Source organism: Faecalibacterium prausnitzii, assembly GCF_003287495.1.
In the GTDB taxonomy this organism is placed as follows: Bacteria; Bacillota; Clostridia; order Oscillospirales; family Ruminococcaceae; genus Faecalibacterium; species Faecalibacterium prausnitzii_I.
Genome location: NZ_PRLE01000011.1, coordinates 1 through 20,712 on the forward strand (window position 1 = coordinate 1; position 20,712 = coordinate 20,712).

Genomic DNA, 20,712 nt, shown 5'->3' on the forward strand with positions numbered 1-20,712 from the left:
CGGAATAGTATTCCGCCATGCCAATCAGCATACTCTCCACCATAATGCCTTCAGGCCCCTGCGAGATGGGTTCCATGGCAGACACCAGATGGACACCGTTCTTCTCCAGCTGGTACTTGTAGTTCACGGCATCGTAGCGGTTCCGGGCAAAGCGGTCGAGCTTCCAGACCAGAACCACATCGAAAATTTTCTTTGCGCTGTCCTTAATCATCCTCTGAAAGTCCGGGCGGTCATCCGTCTTGGCAGAGTAGGCACGGTCGATGTAGGTGCCGACCACGGTGATACCGTTCTTCTCGGCGTAGTCCTTGCAGTCGCGCTGCTGCCCTTCAATGGACGCTTCGCGCTGGCTGTCGGAAGAATAGCGGGCGTAGATTACGGCGGTCATGGTTGCACCTCCTTGGTAGCACGTTCGGGTTGCCTTTATAGTATCGAGTCAAGCGCAGCTTGTCAACAATCTGCGAGCAGATTGAAATGTGAAAATTACGAAACGCAGCGAAAAGAGCAAGAATCGTCCCGTGGCCACAAATTTTCAATTCTTGAAAATTCTCGCCACTTCGGGACTGCTTCTTGTTGGGGCGTGCGGAGCCCCAAACCCTGCTGGAAACGAGTACGGCAAACTGGAAGTTATAGTGCTATCTTTTTCCATTTTCTAATCTTAGTTCTAAATGTTCCGAACGGAGCAACCGTGTTAACATGTATAAACTTGTATACTTCCCAGACTGCTGTTTTGGTTGATTCATCGGCCCACTTTCTCATATGTGGCTCGAATAACTCTTCGTCGCTTAATGAGTCAATCATTTCATAAATCGAATTAATATTCTCTCTCAGCATATCTTTCAACTCCTGCAACGACAGATAAGCATATGTATCTGTAAACCATTGATATAATTCGCCAAGCTGATTCCACTTGAAATCATCCGAAGGAGTCTTGACATGAAGACCATTTCTTTCGTCTGATTCCCATTTAAGAACAAGAGTTGTCCAGCCAACCTGGTAAGCAAGATTTTCTGCTGGAGTTCTGTCAACTTCCTCAACTCTCTTATCTTTTAATGATTCCGGAATAATATCAAATTCTGAAATGTACTTTGCAAAACTTTTATTTATCTCGTTCTTAAGTTCATCTTTATTCTCGTATGTTCTCACTAGTCTATCTCCTCAAATTCCGATTTGTTGAACTAAGCCGAGTATATCATACTCTCCAATGAAAGAACACCCCCGATATAGTGAAATTTTGCCATTTTCCTGCGTACGTGCGTACACGCTCCGCAGGGATTCTAAGGGGCTTGACCCCTTAGCACACAGACTTTGGCACAAAGTCTAGTGTGTTACACCTTGCCAGAGGTGTACAGGCTCTCCCCGGTACGCACGTATGCAGCGATTGCCCCCAGTGAGCCATATAGGGGGGCGACCAAGTTCGAACAAGGCGAACTTGATCCCGCAAAACAAAAGGCAGGATACCACCGTCACAGTGATACCCTGCCCTTGCTCGTTTACCGCTCTGCGTACTCTCGTCGCAGAACCTCCTGTAAACAAAAAACGTACCCAAACCCTTTCTCGTAAAGAATTGGGTTCGAGTACGAACTGTATGGTGGAGAATTAGGGACTCGAACCCCAGACCCCCTGCGTGTGATGCAGGTGCTCTAACCAGCTGAGCTAATCCTCCGAATCGGAACGTGATTATTATAGCATGGGCCATGCCAAATTGCAAGCCCTAATTTGTAATTTTTCCAAATTTTTTTGTTTATAAAGCAAAACGCACTAAGCCACGCACTTTCTTTTTCGTTCTTTCCGGGAACAGCGCGCTTTTCCGGTGGATAACTTTGGGCAGATATGGTATACTTAGGGCAGTCTAACAGCAAAGAAATCTTTACCGGCGGTGGGCGTCTTTATGCCGCTGGTTTTCATAGCTCTGTTTTTGAAAGGATGTGCCGAGAATGAACCAGAATATTTTTCTTTTGGAGCGCAAGCCCCTCACGCTGGATGATTACCTGCACTACGACAGTGCCAGCCGTGGCAACTTGGGCGCAGAGCTCCCTGTTATAGTCTACCGGATGTTTGAATTTGCCCTCCGGGAGGAGCTGGTACAGCGTTTTGGGAAAGAGGCGCAGGTGGAGGCATTCCGTGGGGCAGGCCGCCGGGCCGGTGAATACTTTGCCCGGCATTTCCTCGACATGAACCAGCCGATGGACCAGTTTATCGGCCAACTGCAGCAGAAAATGCAGGAGTTCAGGATCGGTGTGCTCCGCGTGGAGGATGTGGACGAAGCCAGCGGCAAGATCATCCTCACCGTCTCGGAGGACGCTGACTGCTCCGGCCTGCCGGTGCTGGGCGAGACCGTCTGCAACTACGATGAGGGCTTCATTGCCGGTGTGCTGTCCCTCTACTCCGGCAAACCGTATCAGGCCATTGAGATAGACTGCTGGGCCACCGGCGACCGTGTCTGCCGTTTCCGGGCTGAGATCACGGACACCACTGAGGGGAGCCCTGCGTAATGGAAGACAAAAACTGCCAGCAACTGTTTGAATATCTGCGCAGCATCCTGTACGATGCCCCTGTGCAGCCGCTGGACATTTCCACGCTGGACGAGCCCTACCGGAAACTTGGTATGGGCCTGCAATGCCTCGACCAGGCAGTGCAGGAGCTGAAAGCCTATTCCGCGGCCCTCTCCGTGGGCAATCTCTCCGATTGTTCCCCCTCCCGCGACAATCCGCTCTGCGAGAACCTGAAAAACATGCAGGCCAATCTCAACCACCTGACCTGGCAGGCCAAGCAGGTAGCCAAGGGGGATTATTCCCAGACCGTTTCCTATCTGGGGGAGTTTTCGGAGGCGTTCAACACCATGACCGCCCAGCTGCGGGAGCGGGAGAAGGCCCTGAAAAAAGAGGCCCAGCTGGAAAAAGATTATGCTGACTCTCTGAAGCTGGAGGCCCATTTTGACCCGCTGACCGGCATCGGCAACCGCTATGATTTCTACCAGAAGCTGGACGCGCTGTTGGAAACCGACGACGAGCTGGTCTTCTGCTATTGTGACCTCGACCACCTCAAATTCATCAACGACACCTATGGCCACGCCGAGGGCGACAAATATCTGCTCAGCTTCACCGACCTCGTAAAGCGGCATCTCCGTGCCTCGGACATCTTTGCCCGAATGGGCGGCGACGAGTTCTGCGCCGTTCTGCGCAACTGCTCCCTGGAGCTGGCCCAGCGGAAGATCACCCACATACAGAATGATTTCGCCAAGGCAGCTCCCCCACGGTATCACCAGTGTTTCAGCTGCGGCCTTGTGCATCTGCCCAGGGGCCACGGCATCGTCAACGTAGACGAAGTGCTCAAGCAGGCCGATGCCGCCATGTACCAGCAGAAAAAAATGCATCAGGGCAGCACTGCGTTTTGACTCAGACAACAAAAACCTCTCCCGGTTTCCTGTTGATTTTACAGGAACATCGGGAGAGGTTTTTCTGTTATTTCTCAGCGGGAAGCCGATGCTTCTCTGTCAACGGAACTCGGGGATTCCATTACGGCAACCTCCTCCGATGCGGCCGTGGACGCCGAAGCTGACTCTGACGTCGCGAAACTGCTGCTTACTGTACTACTGGCCGAACTGCTGCCACCACCGCCAGGTTCATGCGAGGGTAAATCTTTTCCATAACTGAGATAGCACTGGTGCACCCCCTGATACAGGATATCCAGCGTTGTCTCATTGTTGGGCGCAATGGCGAAGAACCAGACCTTTGCGCTCTCACCCGGCTTCAACGTTTTGGAAGAAGCAGGGTCCAGCACGGCAATGGACGTCACTGCACCTGCAGATGTTTTGGCTGTAATCGTTTTGGAGGAGCCAGCCAGTGCCCGGATCGCCTCCTCGACACCAACTTCCCTCTCTTTCTTGTCGTAGGTCTCAAGATCCAGAAGCCCATCCAGCGCGATATCCGATGCAGACAAATTTTTCACCTGAAATCCCTGGCACAGAACATAACCATTCGGTGTTTCGTCCTGGTCATAGAAATTATCCATTGCAACAAAAGCCAGCTTTACCTGCGTCCCATTCCCACCGCCGCAGGCCACCAGCAAACCGGAAGCCGTCACAACCGCCATGCCCTTTAGAAAATCCCGACGGGAAAATTTCTCGCCCATTTGTTTTTCCTCCCTTGTAATTTATAAACCACATAGACTTTTTCAGTCTATATAGTTTGTTCGATTGTATCATAATCCTCTATATAATGCAAGGAAAGGATAAACTCTGTGGTCAAAACTTAAACCACATAGACAAAAGAGAGGGCTTATGGATTACTCTGCAATCGGCAAACATATTCGCGCAGAACGAAAACGTCTCGGCTTATCACAGGAGGAATTGGCTGAGATGGTCAACATTTCAGCCGTCCACATGAGCCATATTGAAACCGGTTACACCAAGCTCAGCCTCCCCGTCCTTGTGGATCTTGCCTGTGCACTGGGCGTCCGGACGGATGATTTGATTTTTGACAAAGATACCCTCGGCAAGGATGAGCTGCTGGAAGAGATCACTCTGGAACTGGACAGCTGCTCCAAAGAGCAGCTGCTGGCCCTGCGGCAGATTTTGTCCTCGTCTAAAGAAGCGATTCAGAAATATCTGGAACGGTAAAATAATCTCCCGCGGAAGACGCTGAACATTCCCGAGATTCGTTCCCCTCATTCTTTCACGCACAAGAAAAGCCGCCAGGCTCTCACCTGGCGGCTTTTCCTTATGATAGGAGGATCAAAAATGATCTTTTCCAAAAGTGCTGATCAGTTCAGGATGGTCTGCTCGGTCTCAATGTCGAACAGGTGGACCTTGTGCGGGTCGAATGCGACGCGGACGGTGTCTCCGTTGCGGGCCTTGGAAGTGGGAGCGACGCGGGCGGTCATCTTGTTGCCCTTGTACTCCAGGTACAGGTAGATCTCAGCGCCCATCATCTCAGAGACATCGACCTGAGTATCCAGCTGGCAGTCGGTGTGCTTTGCCATAAACTCGGGCTCGTCGTCGATATCCTCGGGACGAATGCCCATCTTGATCTTCTTGCCGACGTAGGAATCCAGCTTGCCGTCCGCGGTCTTCTCCTTGGGCAGGGGGATCACGTCGCCGCCCAGGTCAATACCGTACAGATCGCCCTTCTTGATGAGGGTGCCGTCCAGGAAGTTCATCTGGGGGCTGCCGATGAAGCCTGCAACGAACATGTTGCAAGGCATATCGTACAGGTTCTGCGGGGTATCGACCTGCTGGATGATACCATCTTTCATGACGACGATGCGGTCGCCCATGGTCATAGCCTCGGTCTGGTCGTGGGTAACATAGATAAAGGTGGTAGCCAGTTTCTTGTGCAGCTTGATGATCTCGGTGCGCATGGAAGTACGCAGCTTTGCATCCAGGTTGGACAGGGGCTCGTCCAGCAGGAAGACAGCCGGGTTACGAACCATTGCACGGCCCAGAGCAACACGCTGGCGCTGGCCGCCGGACAGAGCCTTGGGCTTGCGGTCCAGCAGGTGCTCGATCTCCAGGATCTTGGCAGCCTCGTGGACGCGGCGGTCGATCTCGTCTTTCGGGGTCTTGCGCAGCTCCAGACCGAATGCGATGTTCTTGTAAACGGTCATGTGGGGGTACAGAGCGTAGCTCTGGAAGACCATGGCGATATCGCGGTCTTTCGGGGGGACGTCGTTGATCAGACGGCCGCCGATGTACATTTCGCCCTTGGAGATCTCCTCCAGGCCGGCGATCATACGCAGGGTGGTGGACTTGCCGCAGCCAGAGGGGCCGACGAAGATGATGAATTCCTTATCCTGGATCTCCAGGTTGAAGTCGGTGACAGAGGGAGCCGTAGCGCCCGGATAGATCTTGTAGATATGCTGGCAGCTGATCGAAGCCATAAGTCATTTGCCTCCATTTATTCTTCAGGTTCGCCCGCACTTGACGGCGGGCGGTTTCGTTGTTATTATAATAACAGATTATTTTGTGATATAAAATAGCATTTTATTGATTTGAGGTGTCAGATATTGATTTTCGATTGGAGCGCCACCGCCGCCCTTGCCGCCGTGCAGAATACCCAGCCGGAAGCCCCTCTCACCCTGAGCGGTGAGGGGCTCTGGGTCTGTCTGGTCTCCAGCGGCGCCTGCACCGCTTCCCTCGATGATATCGGCCCCAGCCCGGCGGGCAGTGCCCTGATCCTGCCGCCCCAGAACGCCCCCGCCGGTCACCTCATCCTGAGCCGTTCCCCCTTGACCCTGACCCCTGCCGGGGCCTGTCACCTGCTCTGCTTACAGCTCACCGGGCAGGCGGCGTTGCAGTTTCTGGCCGGGCTGCCGGAGCTGCCGTTCCTCGCCCGGGGCGAGACCTGCCCGGCCGCTGCCGAGCTGATGGGCCAGCTTGCCGCCGAGACAGACGACACGCCCCACAGCCGGGCCCGCAGCCAACTGGCCTTTGCCCTGCTCTGTGAGCTTTCCGGGGCCGACAGCGCCGCCCCCGCCCTGCCCCCGCTGGTGCAGGAGGCCATGGAGGACATCCGGGCAAACTATGCCGGCCTTTACGGCGTGGAAGAACTCAGTGAGCGGCTGGGTGTCTCCAAAAGCCATCTGGTACGGATGTTTACCGCCGCGCTGGGGATACCGCCGGGCCGCTACCTGACCAAGGTACGGGTGGAAGCCGCCATGCGCCTGCTCCTCCACCGGGAGTATACTCTGGACGTGATTGCCAGCCTCTGCGGCTTTTCCGGGGCCAACTACCTCTGCCGGGTGTTCAAAAAAGAAACCGGCCACTCCCCCGCGCAGTGGCGGGCTATGGCCGGTCAGTCCCTCCGCCCCGGCCTCTCCCCGGAGGAGAGCCAGCGCGAGCAGGAGCTCTACATTTAAATCAATTCTTTCTCAGCGGGTCTGCGGTTTCGCGGGCCCGTTTCTTTGCGGTGTACATCTTGTCATCCGCCTCTTTCACGGCGTCGTTGATATTTTTAAGAGCCGTGTCAAACTCCGTGCAGCCGACGGACACCCGGGGCAGGATGGGCATTCCGGCACGGAAGTGCCCGTAAAATCCCTGTAAAGTGGACAAGAAACTCAGTCCGCCGCCCGTTTTCCCCGCAGCAGGAACAGCGTCAGCACCACAGTCATGGCCTCCGAAGCCGGGAACGCCGCCCAGACGCCGTTCATCCCAAACAGTGCACTCAACACCAGCGAGCAGGCGACGATGGCCACCACACCCCGGCTGATGGAGGTGATGGAAGCCTCCGTCGGGCGGTTAACGGCGCTCAGGTAACCGGAGGACACAATATTAAAACCGGCAAACAGGTAGCCGATAAAATAGATGCGCATTCCGGTAAAAGCATACCGGGCCATCAGGGCGGAGTTTTCGCTGTTGAAGATGGCCACCAGCGCATCCGTAAAGCCGAACACGACCAGGTACAGAGCCGCTGCCAGCGCCAGCGCCGTGCCGCTGCCCAGGCCCAGCAGCTTCCTGACACCAGCCCGGTCTCGCTTGCCGTAGCACTGGCTCACCAGCGGCTGCGCGCCCTGGGAGACGCCGTTGAAGATGGCCGTTGCCACCAGTGCAAAGTTTGCCACCACGCCATAGGCTGCCACAGCCACATTGCCTGCCAGCCGCAGGAGCAGCAGGTTGAAGACCGTCGTGGTCACGGCAGAGGACATCTCACCCACAAAGCCGGAGATGCCCAGCTGGCAGCTCTGGAGCAGCAGCCGCACCGAAGGCCGCTGGCGCACGAACTGAACGCCATTGGTCGGTTTGCGGAAATGCAGGCTGCAGATGGAAATGCTGATGACGGGCGAAATAGCCGTTGCCAGCGCCGCGCCGGGCAGGCCCCAGCCCATGGGGAAGATGAAAATATAGTCAAACACCACATTGAACAGGCTGCCGCTCAGGGTGGCCACCATGGCCAGCGAGGGGTCGCCGTCGTTCCGGGTAAAGGCCGAAACGATGTAGTTGCACATGAAGAACGGCGTGAACAGCAGGAAGATGCGGGTATACTGCAGGCCCAGCGCCACAATGGCTGCATCGCCGCCCATCAACCGGAGCACCGCATCCGGACAGAACGCCCCTACCAGCATAAACGGCACTGCAATCAAGATCGCGCACATCAGGCCGTTGGAAAAATAGCGGTGGGCCCGCTCATCGTTCTGCGCCTTGAGGATGGCATAGCGGGTGGCCGAGCCCAGGCCGATCATGGAGCCAAACGCAAAAATAAAATTATAAATGGGCAGGCAGAGGTTGAGCATCGCCACGCCGTCGGTGCCGGCTGCCTGCGCAATAAAATAGGTATCGGCCAGAATGTAGCAGGACGTGCCGATCAACCCGAAGATGTTCTGCGAGACATATCTAAAGTACTGCTTGGTGACGTTCATCGAATTTCCTTTCTGCGTGATAATAAAAAGAGAACGCCAGATGCCCCCTCCGCTCAAAGGCCTACGGAGGGAACACACCGCGTTCTTTTGCTTTCCACACGCCGCTGCCTCTCCCCGGCTGTAGCCGCAGCGGTTCAAATCCGGGGTATTCTATCACAGTTTTTGTCGTTTTGTCAAGCAGTTTTCCGGATTTCATCGGATGGGTTTACACAAACACCCCGATGGGTGTATACTGTTTCTCGATTTGTTTTTCAAAAACCGGGAACGACCAGAAAGGAGGAGTCCCATGGTTCCAAAGCATACCATCTACTGCCTGGGTGAGGTTTTGCTGGCACTGGACGCGGACGCCCCGCTGGCTCACGCGGAAAGCTTTCGGCCTCGCCTCGACGGGGATGCCGCCGTGCTGGCACAGGCCTGTGCCGCGCAGGGTGGGTGCGCCTCTCTTCTGGCCCAGCTGGGAGAGGACCCATTCGGGCAGCGGGCCGCCTCCACGCTCGCCGCCGCGGGCGTGGATACCGCACACACGCGCTTTTCCCGCACACTGCCCACCGCTTTGCTGTTTGAGGCCGGCGGCGAGGCGCTCTCTTACCGCATGCGCACCGCCGGGCTGCAGTTTGCCCCGGAGCAGCTGGAGCCGGGGCTCTTCCAGCCCGGGGACGCCCTGCTCTTTGCCTCCTCCGGCCTGTGCGACAGCCCTCTGCGGTACACCCATTTAGCGGCCCTCACCGCCGCCCGGGATGCCGGGGCGCTGACCTGCTTCGCGCCCTGCCTGGAGCCTGCCCTCTGGCCCCAGCCGGAGAGAGAAGCGGCCCCGCGGGAGGTCACCCGGCAGCTGCTCCCCCGGGCAGACATTGTCCTTCTCACCACGGAAGAGCTGGAATTTTTGTTCGGCACGGCGGAGATGCGGGTGGCGCTTTTCCCTCTCTTGCGGGGGCACACTCAGCTGGTGCTTTTGGCCTGCGCCGAGGGCATCCACGCCTTTACCCGCACAAACCATGCATTCTGGCCGGGGCTCTCCCTCCCTGCCCCGCGGCTGGCCGCCAAGGCGCTCTGTTGTTTGCTGCAAAAAAACAGCACGCCGGAAAAACTGCCCCGCCTCACCACCAGGCAGTTACAAACGATCTTATAAGAAACGCACAAAGCCCCCGCCGACCGGCGGGGGCTTTGCTTCGCAAGGTTTCCAATTCGGAGAAGATTGTGGGTTGTTTGGTTAGTGGATGAACACCGGACCCAGCGGGTTGGTGATGGGGCTGACGTAGCCGCCCAGCAGCTTGGGGATCGCCAGGCTGATGTCAGGCACAAAGGTCAGCAGCAGCAGTGCAATGAACATGCACAGATAGAACGGCAGGGTTGCCTTGACGACTTTCTCCATGGGGCGCTTTGCCACGGCAGAGCCGATGAACAGAACCGCACCGACAGGGGGAGTCAGCAGACCGATGCCGCAGTTCAGGACCACGATGATACCGAACTGGATGGGGTCGATGCCGATGGACTGTGCAATGGGCAGCAGGATGGGGGTAGCGATCAGGATGATGGGAGCCATATCCATGATGCAGCCCAGCACCAGGATGATCAGGTCGATCAGCAGTGCGATGATGTAGGGGTTTTCGGTCACGCTGGTGATGGCATTGGCAGCCAGATCCGGCACATGCAGCATGGTCAGGCAGTTGCCGAAGACAGCGGAGGTAGCGATCAGGATCAGGACGATGGACAGGGTATTGACGCACTCGTCCAGAGCGTGCCAGACGCCTTTCCAATCCAGGCCCTTGTAGATAAACACGGACACGAACAGGGAGTAGATAACGGCGATAGCCGCGGACTCGGTTGCAGTGAACACGCCGCCGACCACGCCGAACACGACGATCACAACGGCTGCCAGTGCCCAGATGGAGGTGCCCAGCTGTTTGATAAAGCCCTTGATGCTGAACGGAGAGCCCTTGGGGTAATTCTCCTTCACCGAGATGATGTAGGAGCCGATCATCAGGACGATGGCCAGCAGAGCGCCGGGCAGATAGCCAGCCAGGAACAGGCTGCCCACGGAAATGCCGCCGGCAGTGGTGGCGTAGATGACCATGTTGTGGCTCGGGGGAACCAGCAGGCCCTCGCAGGAGGAAGTAATGGTAACAGCGGTGGAGAAGTCGGCATCGTAGCCCTGATCGACCATCATGGGGATCATGATGGAGCCGATGGAAGCGGTATCAGCCGAAGCGGAACCGGAAATACCGCCGAAGAAGTAGGAAGCCACGATGTTGACCATGGCCATGCCGCCGCGCATCCAGCCGACGCAGGCATCCGCCAGCGCGATCAGCTTTTCGGAGATGCCGCCGGAGCCCATGAGCACGCCCATGGTGATGAAGAACGGCACAGCCATCAGGCTGAACGAGGAAATGCCTTTGACCATCAGGCGGCAGACATCCGTCAGGGCCTGGCCCTGCACCAGCATACAGAGCACGCTGGACAGACCAACGGCATAAGCGATGGGGAAACGCAGGAAGATCATTACAAAGAAGCTGACAAGAAGGACAATGATTGCCAGTGTCTGAGCTGTCATATTACACTTCCTCCTTTACAAAAATGCTCTTGATGTGGTTGTAGATGGCCTCGATCTCAAAGATGATCATAGCCACACCGGCCAGAGGCACGGGGAAATACATCCAGAAACGGCTCAGCCAGGGCATGGAGACATAGAAGCCGCGGCCGCCCAGGGTGGTGGCGTAGTTCCAGCCCACCACCAGCATGATGATGCCCAGGACACAGACAGCCAGATCGGCCAGAATGTCCAGCACCTTGACCACCATCTTGGGCAGGTAGACGTCAAACGCGGTCATACGGATGTGCGCGCCGCGGCGGATGGCCAGAGCCGCGCTCAGAACGGCCATATAGCTCATGCAGGTCAGCACGACCTCCTCGGACCAGGCGGGGTCCGGGATGAACGGGACGTAACGACCAATGACCGACATGGTGGTAATGATGATATCCGCGATCAGCAGCAGCTTGCAGATAAACAGAACCACTTTGTAGGTGATGTCGTACGCCGGTTTGATCTTATCCAATGTGGTAAAGATTTTCGGCATAGTCTTTCCTCCATATAAAAACCCGGCAGGTCTGCGGGCGTATTCCCGTAGTCCCCCCGCCGGGCTCATGTACGATTTCAGAACAAGAGGCTTACTCTACAAGCTTAGCCTTTCATGTCCAGCAGCTGCTGATACAGCTCCGCCTGGTCAGAGGTGTTCTCGCTGATGACCTTAGCGCAGGCCTCCTGCCAGGGTGCCTTATCGGGCACATCCACAACATTGCAGCCGGAAGCTTTCAGCTCGTCCAGAACCTTGTTCTCAGCGGTCTCAGACAGCTCCGCGTTGAATGCCTGGGTATCCGCACCGGCCTCCATGATGGCAGCCTGCTGGTTCTCGGTCAGCTTGCCCCAAGCGTTGTCGGTGATGACAGCCTGGATAGCGCCCAGAGTGTGGCCGTCGAGGATCAGGTTGTTTGCAACCTCGGGGAACGCGTTGGACTTGTAGTTTGCGATGGGCTGCTCAGCGCCATCCACAACGCCGGTCTGCAGTGCGCTGTACAGCTCACCGAACGAAACGACGGTGGGGTTCGCGCCCAGGCTCTCGACCATGCCGTTCATGACGGGGTCGTTGGACACGCGCAGCTTCAGGCCCTTGAAGTCCTCAATGCCAGCCACGGGCTTGACCGTGAAGAAGTGACGGAAGCCCTCCTCGCCGTAGAAGATACCACGGACGGGCAGGCCCAGCTCCTGGGGCTCGTTCAGGAACTCCGGTGCCAGATCGCTGTTGGCAAAGTTCCAGAAGTGTGCGCGGTTCTCAAAGGTAAAGGGGATGGACAGCAGCTTGGACTTGTTGCAGCCGTAGCTGGTCAGTGCGAAAGCGGAGATACGGCTCATATCAATGGAAGTGGAGCCGCCCAGGATCGCGTCCAGAACGTCGTTCTCAGAGCCCAGAACACCGGAAGCCTGCACGTCGATGACGACGGAACCGCCAGTCAGTTCCTCGACCTTCTCCTTGAAGTGGGTAGCGGTCTGGCCAACGATGGTGTCCAGCGGGTTGACTTCAGCGTAGACCAGAGTCACCTTGGGATCGTTTGCAGCGGCGGCTGCATCACCAGCGGCAGCGGAAGCAGCGGTGGAAGAAGCCGGAGCAGTGGAAGCAGCGGTGCTCTTGGAAGAACCGCCACATGCGGTCAGTGCCAGAGCCGCGGCGGAAACGCCAGCAGCGGCCAGGAAGCTACGACGAGAAATCTTCTTCATGATAAGTTATCCTCCTAAGTATTTCCTTCTATTCCGGCGGTGCACACTGCACGGGTGGCGCGCCGCCGTTCATTCACTGTTCACACTTTAGCAAATTTTTTAAGCCGAAACAAGGGCTTCTGAAAAATGTCCTGTTTTTCCAAAGAATGTGAAAATTTCTTTTGTACAACATGTCCAAGTTCTTGTCTTTCAGTTAAGCACAGTGCACAATCGCATGGATCCCAGCAGCCAAAAAGCTCCCTTTGAGAGGGAGCTTTTTGGCAACGCGGGACTGGTGGAGTCACGCTTCCTGTATTTGCCGGATGAGCTCTGCCTGTTCGGCAAACCGCTCATACATCGGGCGGACCGCCGCCCGGAATTTCTGCATCTCGGCCTCGGAAAGGGTGGTCACTTCCACACCCCAGGCCCTCATATCTTCTTCGGCCTGAGCTTCCCGCTCGGCCCAGAGGCGGCGCTCCACATTGGCGCTGTCCCGGGCGCAGCCCCGGACGATGCCCGGGAACGAGCTGTCCAGCCCGGCCAGCTTTTCCAGCGCGGCCCGGCTGGCGATCTGAATCTCCGGCACACGGGTATGCTCATTTTTCAAAAAGTAGGGCGCTACCTCATAGTGGCCCATGGCCTCGTAACTGGGCCAGTTGTTCTCTGCCCCGTCGATGCGGCCATTGTGCAGGGCCGCGTACACCTGGCTGTAGACCACCTGCACCGGCACCGCGCCCATATCCGACACCATCTCACTCATCATGTCCGATTCCTGCACCCGGATGACCTTGCCCTGCAGATCGACCAGTGTCGCGGCCTTTTCCCGGGTGTAAAAGCTGCGGACACCGGCATCGAACCACGAAAGCCCCACCAGATCCACATTTTCCAGCGTGGAGAGGAACCCATCCCCGATGTTACCGTCCAGCACCCGCCACATCTGCTTGGCATCCTCGTAAAGGTAAGGCAGCTGCAGCACGCTCAGGTTCTCCAGCAGACCGGCCAGCTGGCTGAGGGAGACACGGGCAAAATCAATGCCGCCAAACTGCATCTGCTCAATGACGCTCAGCTCTGCCCCCAGCTCTCCGCCGCTGTACACCACCACTTTTACCCGGCCATCCGTCCGCTGGGCCACCATCTCGGCAAAGGCCAGCGCAGCCTTGGTGGTGGGGTAATCCTCCGGCTGGTTCTCCGCATAGCGGAGGATGAGCTCCGGCTGCGGCTCTGCCGCCGTGGGCTCCGGTGCCGTGCAGCCGGTCAGGGCCCCCAGTGCCGCACAGGCCGTGCCCACCAGCAGGCTGCGGCGGGAGATGCTTGTTTCCCGCTTCATAAATGGGCCTCCGCAGACTTTTTGCCCGCCTGCCGCCGGTACTGGGTGGGAGTCATTCCGGTGCGCTTTTTAAAGGCCCGGGCAAAATAGCTGGCGTCCTCGTAGCCTACCATGGAGGCCACCTCCGCCGAGGAACGGAACGGATCGGCCAGCAGCTCCTTGGCCGCGTTGATCCGCAGCTCCGTCAGGCAGTCCAGGAAGTTCATCTTTTGGTATTTTTTGAATTGGGCCGAGAGGTACGCCGGACTGATGTGCAAAATTTCGCCCACGCTGTCCAGCGAGAGATCGAACATATAGTTATCTTCGAGATACCGCCGCACCTGCGTCATGACCATAGCGGTCTGGCTGTTTTCGCCCTCAGGGGACTCTGCCTCCGGAGCGCCTTCTTCCGGGTTTTCCGGGACTTCAGGCGTTTCCGGCTCCGGGGACAGCTCGGTCGTTCGGGCCAGTTCTTCCAGCTTCCGCTCCGCCTCGATCTGCCGCATGGCCCGCCGGATGGAGGCTTCCAGCTCGTCGGGGTCCACAGGCTTGAGGAGGTAATCGCAGGCTCCCAGATGCACGGCCTCGTGGGCGTACTGGAACAGGCTGTAGGCCGTGACAAAGATGACCCGGCAGGCGGGCCGCTGGGCCAGCACGGCCCGGGCCGCGTCCAGACCACTCATGCCCGGCATCTCAATGTCCATCAGGATGAGGTCGGCTCCCCAGAGCACGGCCGTGTCCGCTGCCTTGCGGCCGTTCTCCGCCAGCTCCAGCACCACCTCATGCTCAAAGCGGCGGCTCACCATATCGGCCAGCGCTTCCCGCTCCAGCTTCTCGTCGTCAGCAATCAACAATCGGATCATCGTCCAAGTCCTCCTCTTCCGGCTCGATCAGGGGCAGGTACAGCCGGATGGCCGTGCCCCGCCCGGGGTGCGAGCAGATTTTCAGATGGCTGCGCTCGTCCAGCAGCCGCAGCCGGGCCGCGACATTGTACACCCCAATATGTTCCCAGCGCTCCCCGGGCTTTGCCAGCGCGTTTTTCAGCTGTTCCAGCCGGGCCCGCTCAATGCCCACGCCGTTGTCACACACGCTGATGTAAAGCAGCCCTTTCTCCCGCAAAGGATTGACCCGGATACGGACCACGCCGCCCTCCTCCTTGGGGGAGATGCCGTGCTTGAACGCGTTTTCCACAATGGGCTGCAAAATAAACGAGGGTACCATGGTCTCCGTCAGGTCCAGCGAATCCGAGATGCGCCACTCCATCCGGATGCGGTCGCCAAATCGGACATGGTAGATCGAGTAATATTCATCCACGATCCGCACCTCCCGGGAGAGGGGCACCTGCTCGTCGTTGCTCATGAGGCTGTACCGCAGCAGATGGGCCAGTGCCGTGATGAGGGCCTGGGTGCGGTAGGCCTTTTCTGTGCCTGCCGTCTGCAAAATGACGTTGAGGGTGTTGAAAAGGAAATGCGGGTCGATCTGGCTGCGCAGCTGCTGCAGGCGGCTCCGCTCCATCCGGTTCTGCATCTCGAGTGCTTCGGTCTTCTGGCGGTGGAGCTCCCGCTCGATCTCATTTTTCTCCCGCAGGGTATTCACCTGCTCGGCCATGGAGTGTTTCATCCGGTTGAATGCATCGGCCAACTGGCCCATCTCATCCTGCCGGGGCACCGGCACATCCGGCGTGTCATAGCTGCCCTGGCTGATCTCTCTGGAGGCGCCGATCATCTGCTGCACCGGGGTCAGCAGATGCATGACCTCCCGGGCCATCAGGCTGCCCAGCGCCAGGCAGAGCGCCACCACGATGGTCTGTGCCCACTTGACCCGGTCGCTCAGGGCCGAAACGGTGGTATAGTCCCCCTGCCCGTCGGTGATGGCCTTGTTGAGCAGCTGCTGGGTATACTGGCGCAGATACCCGCCGCAGGGCGAGACTTTGTCATAATAGAGCTGGGCAGCAGCCGCGTCGCGCCCCATACGGACCTCTTCTTCCAGTTGGTCCAGCAGCTCCTTATAGCTGTCGTAGGTGGTGCAGACGGCGCTGTAAAGCAGATACTGCTCCTCGCTCACGGTACCAAGGTCGCCCTCGATCCGCCAGAGCCAGGCACTCATCACCGAACTGGAGGAATGCAGCTGATCCAGCAGCTCCCCCGCGTCGCCATACTCCCAGCGGTAACTTTCCAGCGCGTTCAGGCTCTGCTGCACGCCGTTCTGGAACCGGCTGATGGCGTTGAAGTTGCCCATCTGGTCGTCCAGTTCCCGCAGCACGGTGCCGGACTGGTAAAAGCTCAGAAAGATCTGGGCCGCCAGCGCCATGAAAAAGGCCGCCAGACACAGGCCGATCCGCTGTTTCAGGGTCATCTCTCGGTGCATGGCGTTTCCTCCTCTGGCCGTGGGCCATTTTTCGCTTTGAATCGCTTTATTCTACCACAGTTTATGGCAATTGCGCAAGTTTTTGCTTGCTTCTTCCCAAATAATATGTTACTATGCCTAAAAAGGAGTGTGTTTGCATGTCACAGCCCATTACCGTCTCGGTCACCATGGACGCGGCATCGTTCCGCCGTTTCCGCTGGTTCGACCTGCTTCAGCATAACCGCATCTGGAAACGTCCGCTGGTCTTTACGGCCATTCTGTTGGTCTTTGCCGGGGTCTGCCTCACCCAGCTGAACACCCGGCATGAGGCCGGACTGCTGGCCGGTGTGCTGGCCCTCGTGGCGCTGGGTCTGCCCGCCGTCTATTTCTGGAACTGTGCCCACGGCATCAAAATCTTTATCCGGAAGCTGGGCCTCGATAAAGCCGCCAAGCCGTTCTACCGGCTCCAGCTGGACGAAACCGGCCTTTCCATCTGGATGGCCGGTGAGCAGGACAAAGCTGCCCCCTCCCGCCAGTGCGGCTGGCACCACATCCACCTGGCCTACCGGACAGAGAATGCCATCTACCTCTACGTCCATCAGACGCAGGCTTACTTATGGAATGACAGCCTCGACGCCGGATGGGAAGCCCTGAAAGCCCATCTTCCCGCCGACCGCCTGCGCGACCTGCGCTGACCTTTTCCCCAAAAACACCAAAAGGCACGGAGCAAAATGTTCCGTGCCTTTTTTGCGCTTTGTTTCAATAACGGGAAAACAAAAAGACAGGCAGCCACCGTGGAAAGGAGGAGAAAGCGGTGCTGCCTGTCTGTATGGTGAACTCCTAAACATTTGCGGCTGTCAGGAGGGGTTTGGTAGTCTGTCCGCCGCCTCTGGCTATTGCCTCGCATAGGTGGGGGACAGTGTTTTAAAGGGGCCGCGTTTGCGGCGATCATTCTTGCCTGCGTTTGCAGGTCTTTGGGAGGAGCTCTCTCGGAGCGGTCCTCCCTGACTGCACCCTTATTGTACCGGATAAAAATGGAGTTTCTTTGTGTGGATTTTGAACAAATTGCAAATAAAAAATCCTCAGACAAATGTCTGAGGATTTTTGTGGTGGAGCACTGTCCACGGCAGCCGAACCTTCAAATCGTTTGCAGCACAGCAATACAGAGTTCCAGCGCTTTCCGCAAGGAACCCTTTCCCCAATCTCTCTCATCATGAGCATAAATATTCGCAAGAGAGTCGGCAGTGTAGAGAATCTGCCCGAAAGAAGCACCTCGCTTCCGGGCGCAAGCAGCCAATGCGGCACACTCCATCTCAACGGTTGTACATCCTTCTGCTCCGCGATACCGCACCATATCCTGTGTTTCACGGAAGAACCCGTCCGTTGTCCATGTAACACACTCCTGGAACGGAATGTTCTGCACAAGAAAAGTATGCTCGATGGCATCCCGGATATTTTTGTTAAGCTCTATATAGCGGGATGCCGGAAGATAATGATAAGAGGTTCCCTCGTCTCGTAACGCCTTTACCGGAATGAGAAATTCGTTTTCGGCCAAATCGGTCAGAACACCGCAAGAACCAGTCGAAATGATTTTCTTACAACCGCAGGAGATGAGGAAGTCCATCAGTTGTGCTGCCGCAGGTGCGCCCAGCGGGGCAGCGCAAAGGCAAAATTCCATGCCATCCTGCTTTACGATGTAAACAGGATAGTTCCGGGTTATGGTTTCAAAAGTTTCAGCAACGGTGGCTTCTGCCTCGAAAGCATAATCATCAACCGCTTCTCCAAGAAAGGCATAGACGCATTTTTCGGGAAGTTTCAGCTGTTCTGCACCATGATTTGGCCTTATGACTTCTTCCGAGTTGGAATCGTACTCTAAAATAGGCAGTTCGTGTTTTTGAATCATCTTGGCTCTTTCAATCCTTTCAGGAAAACGTAGAGGACAAGAACCGTCCCGTGGTCACAAATTTTCAATTCTTGAAAATTTTCTGCCCCGTGGGACAGCTTTCTTGTTGGGGCGTGCGGTGCCCCAAACCCTGCTTCATCCTATTGATCATGACCGGTCAACGACTGATTTATAGTAATTGCCAAAGTCTGCAAGTGCATTGACGATTGGTAACATTTCCATTCCGAGATCGGTCAACCCATATTCTACTTTGGGAGGATTCTCGTGATAATCACGGCGGTAGGCAAGCCCATCATCAATCATCTGTCTTAAGCTCTCGGTCAAAACTTTCTGCGAGATCCCGTCGATGCTTCTTTGCAACTCATTGAATCTCCATGGACGCTCTTTCAGATTGCGCAGAAGCAAGAGTTTCCATTTTCCGCCAATCAGGGATACTGCTGTTGCAACCGGACATTCCGGCAGTTCTTCTTTTGTACGCATATCAGTCACCTCTGTATCGAGTATATCACATTCATTTTTGAGTGTACAGTTACAAAAAAGTGCGTACTTGTTTTTGAATGTGCGAGCTTCTATACTTAGCTCAGGCAATGAAAGATTGCGAATCAAAATGGAGGTGCTTACAATGGCAAGCTACACAAAAATGACAGTTGGAAAAGAAAATCGGACGGAGCTTCATGAAAAGCTCGCCCTGACTGGTGCGGAGATCAGCTTGAATACGCTTCCTGCGGGAGCAAACGTTCCGTTTGTCCACTCCCACAAGGCAAATGAGGAAATCTACGGTGTTCTTTCCGGCAAAGGCAAGGTCGTTATCGATGGCGAAGAAATCAGCCTTGCAGCAGGCGACTGGCTAAAGATTTCTCCCGTGGCAAAACGTCAGTTCTTTGCTGCAAGCAATTCTGAGATCACTTATATTTGTATTCAGGTCAAGGAGAATTCTCTCGAAGGCTATACTGCAACGGATGCTGTGATCTACTGATAAAACATCTCAAAACAAAAGGCAGGATACCATCGCCACGATGATACCCTGCCTTTGCGATCACTATTTTATTTTGCTCTGACTTACATTGTGCGAATGATAGAGACTGAACCGCAGTCATCCCGGTAGACGTTCCTCATTCTCTAGGAACCGCTTTCGAAAGGCGTGAGGGCAAGAATCGTCCCGTGGCCACAAATTTTCAATTCTTGAAAATTCTTGCCCCTTTGGGACAGCTTCTTGTTGGGGCGTGCGGTGTCCCAAACCCTGCTGGGAACGAATACGGCAAACGGGAATTACCAGCGGGTCATGTTCTTCTTGAACTTGGCGGTATATGCCTCTTTCAGTTCTTGCTCGCTGATCCCATAGCACAGAAGGACGTCATTGTAATACATGAGCACATCCGCCATTTCTTCCACGAGATGCTGCCGGACTTCTGCATCCTCAACAGCCTTTTGGTCTCCGTTCTTCTTGATAATGTCGATAACTTCGCCTACTTCACCGAGCATCCATAACAGTTTGTGCTTGCCGGCCTCCGGGCCGATCGGCTCCCACTTGTCTTTATATTTTTCCTGCAGGGCCTGCTGTATCGCAAGCATATCTTCTATCGTAAAATCGCCCATGGTTTCCTCCATAAATTTTGATTTGCTGTTCTCGTCCTGTACCGCCCACCGAACAGCAGTCATCCCGGTAGACATTCCTGGACTCCACCAACCACGCACTAAAAAACAGTCCACCGGACTGTTTTTTGCCCCGCCTGCGGCGGTGCCGTGCTTTCGAGTCCTGTACCGTCCACCGAACTGCAGTCATCCCGGTAGACATTCCTAATTCTCTAGGAACCGCGGGCTAAGCAACAGCCCACTGGGCTGGTTGCTTACGGCACTTCGTGCCGCCGCCCTGTTCGAGTCCTGTACCGTCCACCACAAACAAAAAATCCTCAGACGAAAGTCTGAGGATTTTTGTGGTGGAGCATTGTCCACAGCACTCGAACCCAACACTTCCTCACGGGTGACCGTCTTGGCATCGTCCGTGAAGTTGAAGTTGAGTACGACCCGGTCATCAAAGACGTAGACCGAGTTGACAAAGGTATCAATGATCTGCCGCTGGTGTTCCGTGCTGCCCACGTCACCCTTGCGGAATTTTTCAAGCCAGAACCGAATCCACTCACGGGTCAAGACGGGCTTTTTCAGCTCTTCTTCCAGAATGCTGGTGTTCAGAGCTTCTTTCCGGGCTTCCAGCTCGTCCAAACGCTGCTTGGTGGTCGGGGTCAGGATGCCCTGTTCAATGGCTTCCAGAAGGTTTGCCAGCCGCTTCTCCGTGTCCCTGAGCTGGTCTTTCAGGACAGGCAGCCGGGTGTTCTCCTTCTGCTGGGCTTCTATGACCAAATCTATCAGCCGTTCGATGATTTCATCGCTGAAGATCACCTTAATGGCGGTGCCCACCACGAACCGTTCCAGCGGCTCCTTGCGGATAGCCTTCAGGTCACAGTGCGCCTTGCCGTGGCGCTTGGCGTTGCCGCACTTGTAGTAATAGTAGGTGTTTCCCATGTGGCTGGTGCCGCTTTCGCCACCCATCAGGGTGCC

General features: G+C 56.2%; 23 protein-coding genes and 1 tRNA gene. 7 read left to right on the plus strand and 17 right to left on the minus strand.

All coding sequences use genetic code 11. From position 1 onward, the window contains the following. The 3 genes from C4N22_RS12475 to C4N22_RS12490 form a co-directional block, all read right to left on the minus strand. The coding region (locus C4N22_RS12475; RefSeq protein WP_146746532.1) for a recombinase family protein at nt 1-385 on the minus strand (385 nt) is incomplete at its 3' end. A 239-nt stretch (nt 386-624) separates the two neighbouring features. After that, entirely contained in the window at nt 625-1,143 is a 519-nt protein-coding gene (locus C4N22_RS12485; RefSeq protein ID WP_112149188.1) for a ClbS/DfsB family four-helix bundle protein, read from the minus strand. Between the two features lie 443 nt (nt 1,144-1,586). Beyond that, a tRNA-Val gene (locus C4N22_RS12490) sits at nt 1,587-1,663 on the minus strand. Between the two features lie 271 nt (nt 1,664-1,934). Between C4N22_RS12490 and C4N22_RS12495 the strand changes: the two genes are divergently transcribed. Both C4N22_RS12495 and C4N22_RS12500 read left to right on the plus strand, forming a co-directional pair. Then, entirely contained in the window at nt 1,935-2,492 is a 558-nt protein-coding gene (locus C4N22_RS12495; protein WP_112149189.1) for a V4R domain-containing protein, read from the plus strand. Continuing rightward, on the plus strand, nt 2,492-3,394 hold the full coding sequence (locus C4N22_RS12500) for a GGDEF domain-containing protein (protein ID WP_112149190.1): 903 nt from the start codon (nt 2,492-2,494) through the stop codon (nt 3,392-3,394). Before C4N22_RS12495 ends, C4N22_RS12500 begins: the two co-directional genes overlap by 1 nt. A gap of 74 nt (nt 3,395-3,468) precedes the next feature. On the opposite strand, the gene C4N22_RS12505 is transcribed toward C4N22_RS12500, so the two are convergent. After that, nucleotides 3,469-4,131, minus strand: a complete 663-nt coding sequence (locus tag C4N22_RS12505; protein ID WP_112149191.1) for a twin-arginine translocation signal domain-containing protein — start codon at nt 4,129-4,131, stop codon at nt 3,469-3,471. A 148-nt stretch (nt 4,132-4,279) separates the two neighbouring features. On the opposite strand from C4N22_RS12505, the gene C4N22_RS12510 reads away from it, so the two are divergent. After that, nucleotides 4,280-4,618 carry a helix-turn-helix domain-containing protein gene (locus C4N22_RS12510; protein ID WP_112149192.1) on the plus strand — a complete coding sequence of 113 codons (339 nt, stop codon included), beginning with the start codon at nt 4,280-4,282 and terminating at the stop codon, nt 4,616-4,618. Between the two features lie 143 nt (nt 4,619-4,761). Here the strand turns inward: C4N22_RS12510 and C4N22_RS12515 are convergent, their stop codons facing one another. Beyond that, nucleotides 4,762-5,877: an ABC transporter ATP-binding protein gene (locus tag C4N22_RS12515; RefSeq protein ID WP_022256244.1), complete on the minus strand. Its 1,116-nt coding sequence runs from the start codon at nt 5,875-5,877 to the stop codon at nt 4,762-4,764. Nucleotides 5,878-6,003: 126 nt separating this feature from the next. On the opposite strand from C4N22_RS12515, the gene C4N22_RS12520 reads away from it, so the two are divergent. Then, nucleotides 6,004-6,855 (plus strand): helix-turn-helix domain-containing protein, encoded by an 852-nt coding sequence (locus C4N22_RS12520; RefSeq protein ID WP_112149193.1) that lies wholly within the window; start codon nt 6,004-6,006, stop codon nt 6,853-6,855. A 1-nt stretch (nt 6,856) separates the two neighbouring features. On the opposite strand, the gene C4N22_RS12810 is transcribed toward C4N22_RS12520, so the two are convergent. Together C4N22_RS12810 and C4N22_RS12525 are read right to left on the minus strand one after the other, a co-directional pair. Beyond that, nucleotides 6,857-7,048, minus strand: coding sequence for a hypothetical protein (locus tag C4N22_RS12810; protein WP_146746533.1), 192 nt, complete (start codon nt 7,046-7,048; stop codon nt 6,857-6,859). Between the two features lie 5 nt (nt 7,049-7,053). Next, complete coding sequence (locus C4N22_RS12525; RefSeq protein ID WP_112149194.1) at nt 7,054-8,352, minus strand: MATE family efflux transporter; 1,299 nt, start codon at nt 8,350-8,352, stop codon at nt 7,054-7,056. A gap of 286 nt (nt 8,353-8,638) precedes the next feature. Here C4N22_RS12525 and C4N22_RS12530 point away from each other — a divergent pair, with 286 nt between their 5' ends. Next, nucleotides 8,639-9,481 (plus strand): PfkB family carbohydrate kinase, encoded by an 843-nt coding sequence (locus tag C4N22_RS12530; RefSeq protein WP_181567215.1) that lies wholly within the window; start codon nt 8,639-8,641, stop codon nt 9,479-9,481. An 81-nt stretch (nt 9,482-9,562) separates the two neighbouring features. Here the strand turns inward: C4N22_RS12530 and C4N22_RS12535 are convergent, their stop codons facing one another. The 6 genes from C4N22_RS12535 to C4N22_RS12560 all read right to left on the minus strand — a co-directional run bounded on the left by C4N22_RS12535 (nt 9,563) and on the right by C4N22_RS12560 (nt 16,274). Next, complete coding sequence (locus C4N22_RS12535; RefSeq protein ID WP_112149196.1) at nt 9,563-10,903, minus strand: TRAP transporter large permease; 1,341 nt, start codon at nt 10,901-10,903, stop codon at nt 9,563-9,565. Nucleotide 10,904: 1 nt separating this feature from the next. Next, nucleotides 10,905-11,426 (minus strand): TRAP transporter small permease, encoded by a 522-nt coding sequence (locus tag C4N22_RS12540; protein WP_022256128.1) that lies wholly within the window; start codon nt 11,424-11,426, stop codon nt 10,905-10,907. Nucleotides 11,427-11,530: 104 nt separating this feature from the next. Continuing rightward, the gene (locus C4N22_RS12545; protein ID WP_022256129.1) at nt 11,531-12,622 is read right to left on the minus strand and encodes a TRAP transporter substrate-binding protein; all 1,092 of its coding nucleotides are present in this window, start codon (nt 12,620-12,622) and stop codon (nt 11,531-11,533) included. Between the two features lie 280 nt (nt 12,623-12,902). Further along, nucleotides 12,903-13,928: a TRAP transporter substrate-binding protein gene (locus C4N22_RS12550; protein WP_112149197.1), complete on the minus strand. Its 1,026-nt coding sequence runs from the start codon at nt 13,926-13,928 to the stop codon at nt 12,903-12,905. Further along, nucleotides 13,925-14,770, minus strand: a complete 846-nt coding sequence (locus C4N22_RS12555) for a response regulator transcription factor (protein WP_112149198.1) — start codon at nt 14,768-14,770, stop codon at nt 13,925-13,927. The genes C4N22_RS12550 and C4N22_RS12555 overlap by 4 nt, the downstream gene beginning before the upstream one ends. Next, nucleotides 14,748-16,274, minus strand: coding sequence for a sensor histidine kinase (locus tag C4N22_RS12560; protein ID WP_242981024.1), 1,527 nt, complete (start codon nt 16,272-16,274; stop codon nt 14,748-14,750). Before C4N22_RS12560 ends, C4N22_RS12555 begins: the two co-directional genes overlap by 23 nt. Nucleotides 16,275-16,411: 137 nt before the next feature. Here C4N22_RS12560 and C4N22_RS12565 point away from each other — a divergent pair, with 137 nt between their 5' ends. Beyond that, on the plus strand, nt 16,412-16,948 hold the full coding sequence (locus C4N22_RS12565) for a YcxB family protein (protein WP_112149199.1): 537 nt from the start codon (nt 16,412-16,414) through the stop codon (nt 16,946-16,948). A 443-nt stretch (nt 16,949-17,391) separates the two neighbouring features. Here C4N22_RS12565 and C4N22_RS12570 read toward each other — a convergent pair whose 3' ends face one another. Then, nucleotides 17,392-18,156: a nucleoside phosphorylase gene (locus C4N22_RS12570; RefSeq protein ID WP_112149200.1), complete on the minus strand. Its 765-nt coding sequence runs from the start codon at nt 18,154-18,156 to the stop codon at nt 17,392-17,394. Nucleotides 18,157-18,303: 147 nt separating this feature from the next. Then, entirely contained in the window at nt 18,304-18,636 is a 333-nt protein-coding gene (locus C4N22_RS12575) for a winged helix-turn-helix transcriptional regulator (protein ID WP_112149201.1), read from the minus strand. Between the two features lie 142 nt (nt 18,637-18,778). Between C4N22_RS12575 and C4N22_RS12580 the strand changes: the two genes are divergently transcribed. Next, on the plus strand, nt 18,779-19,132 hold the full coding sequence (locus tag C4N22_RS12580) for a cupin domain-containing protein (protein ID WP_080788749.1): 354 nt from the start codon (nt 18,779-18,781) through the stop codon (nt 19,130-19,132). A 293-nt stretch (nt 19,133-19,425) separates the two neighbouring features. On the opposite strand, the gene C4N22_RS12585 is transcribed toward C4N22_RS12580, so the two are convergent. Next, nucleotides 19,426-19,827: a MazG-like family protein gene (locus C4N22_RS12585; RefSeq protein ID WP_347476115.1), complete on the minus strand. Its 402-nt coding sequence runs from the start codon at nt 19,825-19,827 to the stop codon at nt 19,426-19,428. A gap of 126 nt (nt 19,828-19,953) precedes the next feature. Next, on the minus strand, nt 19,954-20,712 hold a 759-nt coding region (locus C4N22_RS12590; RefSeq protein ID WP_242981025.1), incomplete at its 5' end, for a zinc ribbon domain-containing protein.